The sequence below is a fragment of the Dialister sp. UBA1703 genome (assembly GCA_002320515.1).
In the GTDB taxonomy this organism is placed as follows: domain Bacteria; phylum Bacillota; class Negativicutes; order Veillonellales; family Dialisteraceae; genus Dialister.
Genome location: DCJJ01000053.1, coordinates 4,525 through 10,419, shown reverse-complemented (window position 1 = coordinate 10,419; position 5,895 = coordinate 4,525). Strand labels below are relative to the sequence as shown.

The following is a 5,895-nucleotide window of genomic DNA, read 5'->3' as shown; positions in this document are numbered from 1 at the left end:
TCCTTAAATAGCTCGCTATTCGCGTCGACTGATTCCTTGCATTGAATAAAAACACAAGAATGAAATCTGATAACGATTTAATCAGCGCTTCCTTAGAAACCTTGGATTAAAAATCCGGCAGACTGCCTTACAGCAGCTGCCGGATTTTTGCGGCCCGGTCCCAAAAGGCCGCGGTTCCTTTCCTGGTATTTACCGTCTTTCCCTCACTTATCATTTTTACCAAGATTCCTCGCCTGGGGGGGCAGAATGACTATGCCCGCGGGACATCCCGTAACGGGGGCTTCATACTCATCGCCCGATAGGGCGATACCACAACCCTTAGAACCCTTTGAACCCTTTGAACCCTTAGAACCTTTTGAACCTTCTGAACCCGGACCGCGCAGCGGCCCCTTTGGCGCCACCACCTTCCTCCATGGGAAGCGTCTCACACGATTCTCAGGTCGCTAGCGCTCCCCTACAGCACGACTATCACCGACTCACAATATTTTGTGCGTCGCTTTGCTCCTACAAAATATGTTTGCTGGTGTGACTCGTGTTCGCTTGCCACCCCACAGGCGGGGGACAATCAGACGGGGGAGATCCCTCTGAACTCCGGGCCGCCGAAGGCGGCTATATACTCATCGCCCGAAGGGCGATACCACCCGGCTCTTTTGAAACGGCATTTCTCTTGTGAGAGGAATGCCGTTTTTGCATGGAAATGAAGAAAATTACTTCAATAAATGCATAGAATTTACGTAAATATTACAAATTGGCATACTAATTTACGAAATCTATACGGAATACTTATGATATCTAGATATTTAATCATGCTGTTGATACAATGAAATCAAAAGCCGGACAGAGGGTGTACTGATTGGGGTGCACTTTTTTGACGTGAAAAATGGAGAATCTGTCATGTTTCCGGACATAAGGAGGCACAAAGAATGAAAGGTTTGAAAAAGATGGCAGCCGTACTGGCATGTGCGGCCATTGCAGCAGGTGTTTTTGCAGGCTGCGGCGGAGACGGTAAGAAGGACGACAAGGCGGCAGCAGGGGACAAGGTGCTCACTGTCTATACGGCCCGCAGTGAAAGTCTGAATAATCTGGTCATTCCTGCTTTTGAAAAGGAAACGGGCATTAAGGTGAACATGATTGTGGCAGGCACGGGCCCGCTGGTGAAGCGGGTGGCTTCGGAAAAGGACAACCCCCAGGGGGATGTGCTCTGGGCTGCAGACCAGACTATGCTGGAATCCCAGAAGGACCTTTTTGAAAAATATGTATCGCCGGAAGATGCCAATATGCTGGATAACGCAAAGAACAGGACCGGCTATTTCACGCCTGCCTTTGCAGACCCCACCGTGTTCATCGTGAACACGAATCTGGCGGGGGATATGAAGATTGAGGGGTTTGATGACCTGCTGAATCCGGCGCTGAAAGGAAAGATTGCATTCGGCGACCCGGCCAACTCTTCTTCCGCATTCCAGAGCCTCATGGCCATGCTCTATGCCAAGGGAAAGGACGGGGACCCGCTGTCTCCGGAGGCCTGGGCCTATGTGGATAATTTCATCAAGAACGTGGACGGCAAGTTCCTGAACAGTTCCGGCGCCGTGCATAAAGGGGCGGCCGATGGAGAATATACCGTAGGCCTTACATGGGAGGATCCGGCAGCTACCTATGTGAAGAACGGGGCACCGGTGAAGGTGGTGTTCCCGAAGGAAGGGGCTATCTTCCCGGGAGAATCGGTAGAAATCATCAAAGGTGCCAAGCACATGGAAAACGCCAAGAAGTTTGTAGATTTCATGCTTTCCCAGAAAATCCAGGAGGAGGCAGGGAAGACGCTGACAGTCCGGCCGCTCAGAAAGGGCGTGAAGCTGGCTGATTACATGACGCCTCAGGACCAGATTCATCTGTTCAAGAATTATGATGAAGGCTGGGTGGCACAGCATAAGAAGGAAATTGTGGCCCTTTGGAACCAGCATCTGGAAAATTCACGTCAGTAATTAAAAAATCGACTGAAAATGGGGTGCAGACAGGCTCTGCGCCCTGTTTTCTTTCATAAAGGAGCTATCTATGAGTGTATCCATTGATATTGACCATGTGGTCAAGAAATACGGCAGCAATACGGTGATTAACGGGCTGTCCCTGTCGGTGAGGCCGGGAGAATTCTTTACCCTCCTGGGGCCGTCGGGCTGCGGAAAGACCACGCTGCTCCGCATGATTATCGGTTTCAACTCCATTGAAGGAGGCACCATATCCGTAGGCGGGAGGGTGATTAACGATGTGTCACCGGACAAGAGGAATATGGGCATGGTTTTCCAGAACTATGCCATATTCCCCCATATGTCGGTGAAGGATAATGTGGCCTTCGGCCTCCGCATGCGGAAGGTGCCGGAAAAGGAAATCGAGGAACGGGTGGACCATATGCTGAAGGTGGTGAAAATCGACCATCTGAAGGACCGCATGCCGGTGGCTCTCTCCGGCGGACAGCAGCAGCGGGTGGCCCTGGCCCGGGCTATCGTCATCAGGCCGGAGGTGCTTTTGATGGATGAGCCGCTGTCCAATCTGGATGCCAAGCTCCGCATTGAAATGAGGAGCGCCATCAAGCAGATACAGAAGAAGGTGGACATTACCACGGTGTATGTGACCCATGACCAGGAGGAGGCGCTGGCGGTGTCGGACCGCATAGCCGTCATGAACGGCGGCATTATCCAGCAGATTGGAAAGCCCGCTGATATTTACAAGCGTCCGGCCAATGTATTCGTTTCTACCTTTATCGGACTCTCCAATCTCCTTGACGGGGCAGTTCATGGCAGCGGAAAATCCCGCAGGGTGTCCTTCGACGGCACTTCCTATGAAGTGGAAATGGAAAATCTGTCGAAAGATACGGAAGATAAAGAGCCGGTTATCATTTCTGTGCGGCCAGAGGAATTTGATATCCATGTGGGTGGTAAAGAAGGCATCCGCGGGGAAATCATGTCCTCCATCTTCCTGGGACTCACCACCCACTATTTCATCCATCTGGAGAACGGAAAAGGAATCGAGGTGCTGGAAACCAGGGAAGACCATGATATCATCCCCGACGGCAGCGCTGTGACGCTGACGGTGAAGCCCCGGTTCATCAATGTGTTCCATAAGACGTCGGGCACGTCGCTGATTGAAGGTGAAATGTCATGAAGAAGAAACTGACCCTTTGGGACCTGTTCAGTGTCATGATTTTTGCATTCTTCGCTCTTTTCATTCTCTATCCTCTTTTCCTTATCCTTTACAAGAGTGTCATTTCCGGCGATACCGGCGCCTTTTCTCTCCAGTATTTTGCCCATTTCTTTGCCAAGAAGTTTTACTGGGGCACCATGATTAACTCCCTGAAGGTGACAGTGGTTTCCACGGCCCTGGCCGCGGCACTGGGGCTCCCCCTGGCCTACCTCATGGGACGGCTGAAAATCAGGGGCAGCAGTTTCCTTAATATACTCATCGTCATTGCCTATCTCTCACCGCCCTTTATCGGCGCCTATGCCTGGATACAGCTTCTGGGAAGAAACGGTGTGGTGACCCAGTTCCTGAATCATCTCCTGGGAACCCATTTCGGCGGGGTGTATGGCTTTGCAGGCATCGTCCTTGTTTTCACGCTTCAGTCTTTCCCGCTGGTGTTCATCTATGTATCGGGAGCATTGAAAAGTCTGGACAATTCATTGAACGAGGCGGCGGAAAGCCTGGGCTGCGGCAAAGCAGGCCGGATTCGCCGGATTATCATCCCTCTGGTCATGCCTACGCTTCTGGCCAGCTCCATGCTTGTTTTCATGCGGGTGTTTGCTGACTTCGGTACGCCCATGCTTATCGGTGAAGGCTATAAGACGCTGCCGGTGCTCATTTACAACCAGTTCATGGGAGAGGTAGGCGGCGATGACGGATTCGCGGCAGCCATCTGCTGCATCGTCATCGGTCTTACTATTGTCATGTTCTTTGTACAGCGCTTTCTGGCCAACCGGAATACCTACGCCATGAATGCACTGAAGCCCATGGCGGCGGAAAAGGCAAAGGGCATGAAGAACCTTCTGGCCCATGCGGTTATTTATCTGGTAGTGGGACTGGCAGTGCTGCCGCAGGCGGTGGTCATTTACACCTCCTTCCTGGCATCCAATGGAGGGCAGGTGTTTACCGGCGGCTTTGCTCTGCAGAGCTATGAGGCCACCCTCTTTGCCAAAGACAGTGATGTCATCTGGCACACCTATTTCCTGGGCCTCTGTGCCATCTGCATCGTCCTTGTGCTGGGCGTGCTCATTGCCTATCTGTCGGTGCGGAAGAAGAATCCGCTGAACAGTGCCCTGGATGTGATTACCATGTTCCCCTTCATTATCCCCGGCTCTGTCCTTGGTATTTCCTTCGTTTTCGCCTTCAACAAATCGCCCTTGATTTTAACCGGCACCATGCTGATTATGATTATTTCCTTCGCCATCCGCCGCATGCCCTATACAGTGCGGTCTTCCACGGCGGTGCTTGGGAATATCAGCCCCTCCATTGAAGAAGCGGCCATCTCTTTGGGCGCCTCCGAAATGACCACCTTCCGGAAAATCACCATCCCCATGATGGCTCCCGGCGTCCTCTCCGGCGCCATTATGAGCTGGGTCACCATTATCAGCGAACTGTCATCGTCCATCATTCTCTACACCAACTCCACCCAGACCCTCACCGTATCCATTTACACGGAAGTTATCCGCGGCAATTACGGCAATGCTTCCGCCTATGCCACCATCCTTACAGTGACCTCCATCATTTCCCTGCTTCTCTTCTATAAACTTACAGGGAAGCGTGATGTGTCCTTGTGAAACCGGAAAGGCAGGAATCCCCTGCCTTTTTCTGCTATAATGCAGGAAGAAACATATTTTCCTGAAAGGAGCATTTCCATGACCAACGATTTCATCTTTGCCCATGTAGACCACACCCTGCTGAAAGCTTTCGCCACCTGGCAGGATATTCGGAAATTATGCGAAGAAGCGGAAAGGTACCACATGGCGTCGGTGTGCGTGCCCTCTTCCTTTGTAAAGAAAATCCGGCAGGAGTTTCCGCATTTGACCATCTGCACGGTGGTGGGATTTCCTTTGGGAAACTGTTCCACAGAAGCCAAGGCGGCGGAGACGGAAGCGGCCATCAGGGACGGCGCCGATGAAATCGACATGGTCATCCACATCGGCGCCCTGAAGGAGGGGAATCTGTCCTACGTAACCCATGAAATCGCAGCGCTGAAGAAAGCCGCGGGGAGCCATATCCTGAAGGTCATCGTGGAAACCTGCTATCTCACGGAAGAAGAAAAAATAGCCGCCTGCCGCGCAGTCACCGAAGGGGGAGCGGACTATATCAAAACCTCCACCGGCTTTGGCAGTGCCGGCGCCGCTTTGGAAGATGTGAAACTCTTTAAAAAATATGTGGGGGAAAACGTGAAAATCAAAGCCGCCGGCGGCATCCACAGCAGAAAGGAAATGGAAGACTTCCTGAATGCCGGTGCCTCCCGCATCGGCGCCAGCGGAGCCATTCTCGCACTGCTGGGGAAGAGCATATAACCACGAAAAAAGCCCGTGAAAAACAGATTTTTTCACGGGCCTTTTTCATTGAATGAAGCAGCTGTCAGCTATCCGCTTACCGCTGACAGCTTACCGGTATTCCCGAAAGCAAGAAGACCTCAGACGGTCAGACATCAGACCATCAGACGTCAGACTTCCCGCCACCGGCATTGACTTACATGTAACCCCATACGGCATGTACCAAGATTCTTCGCTTCGCTCAGGATGACAAGTGGTCGGCTGGAAAATAAGCACTTCGTCATGCACCACCGGTGACACAAAAATCAAAACCGTAACGCTTCCTTAAGGAAGCGCTGATTAAATCACTGTCTGCTTTTATTCTTGAATTTTTATGCAATGC

General features: G+C 51.8%; 4 protein-coding genes. All 4 read left to right on the top strand.

From position 1 onward, the window contains the following. Positions 1-923: 923 nt before the first annotated feature. The 4 genes from B2Y11_RS02415 to deoC all read left to right on the top strand — a co-directional run bounded on the left by B2Y11_RS02415 (position 924) and on the right by deoC (position 5,534). On the top strand, positions 924-1,979 hold the full coding sequence (locus tag B2Y11_RS02415; RefSeq protein ID WP_291055725.1) for an extracellular solute-binding protein: 1,056 nt from the start codon (positions 924-926) through the stop codon (positions 1,977-1,979). A gap of 70 nt (positions 1,980-2,049) precedes the next feature. Further along, positions 2,050-3,153 (top strand): ABC transporter ATP-binding protein, encoded by a 1,104-nt coding sequence (locus B2Y11_RS02410; protein WP_291055722.1) that lies wholly within the window; start codon positions 2,050-2,052, stop codon positions 3,151-3,153. Next, positions 3,150-4,802 carry an ABC transporter permease gene (locus tag B2Y11_RS02405; RefSeq protein WP_291055719.1) on the top strand — a complete coding sequence of 551 codons (1,653 nt, stop codon included), beginning with the start codon at positions 3,150-3,152 and terminating at the stop codon, positions 4,800-4,802. The genes B2Y11_RS02410 and B2Y11_RS02405 overlap by 4 nt, the downstream gene beginning before the upstream one ends. Before the next feature lie 78 nt (positions 4,803-4,880). After that, complete coding sequence (gene deoC / locus B2Y11_RS02400) at positions 4,881-5,534, top strand: deoxyribose-phosphate aldolase (protein WP_291055716.1); 654 nt, start codon at positions 4,881-4,883, stop codon at positions 5,532-5,534. Positions 5,535-5,895: the final 361 nt, after the last annotated feature.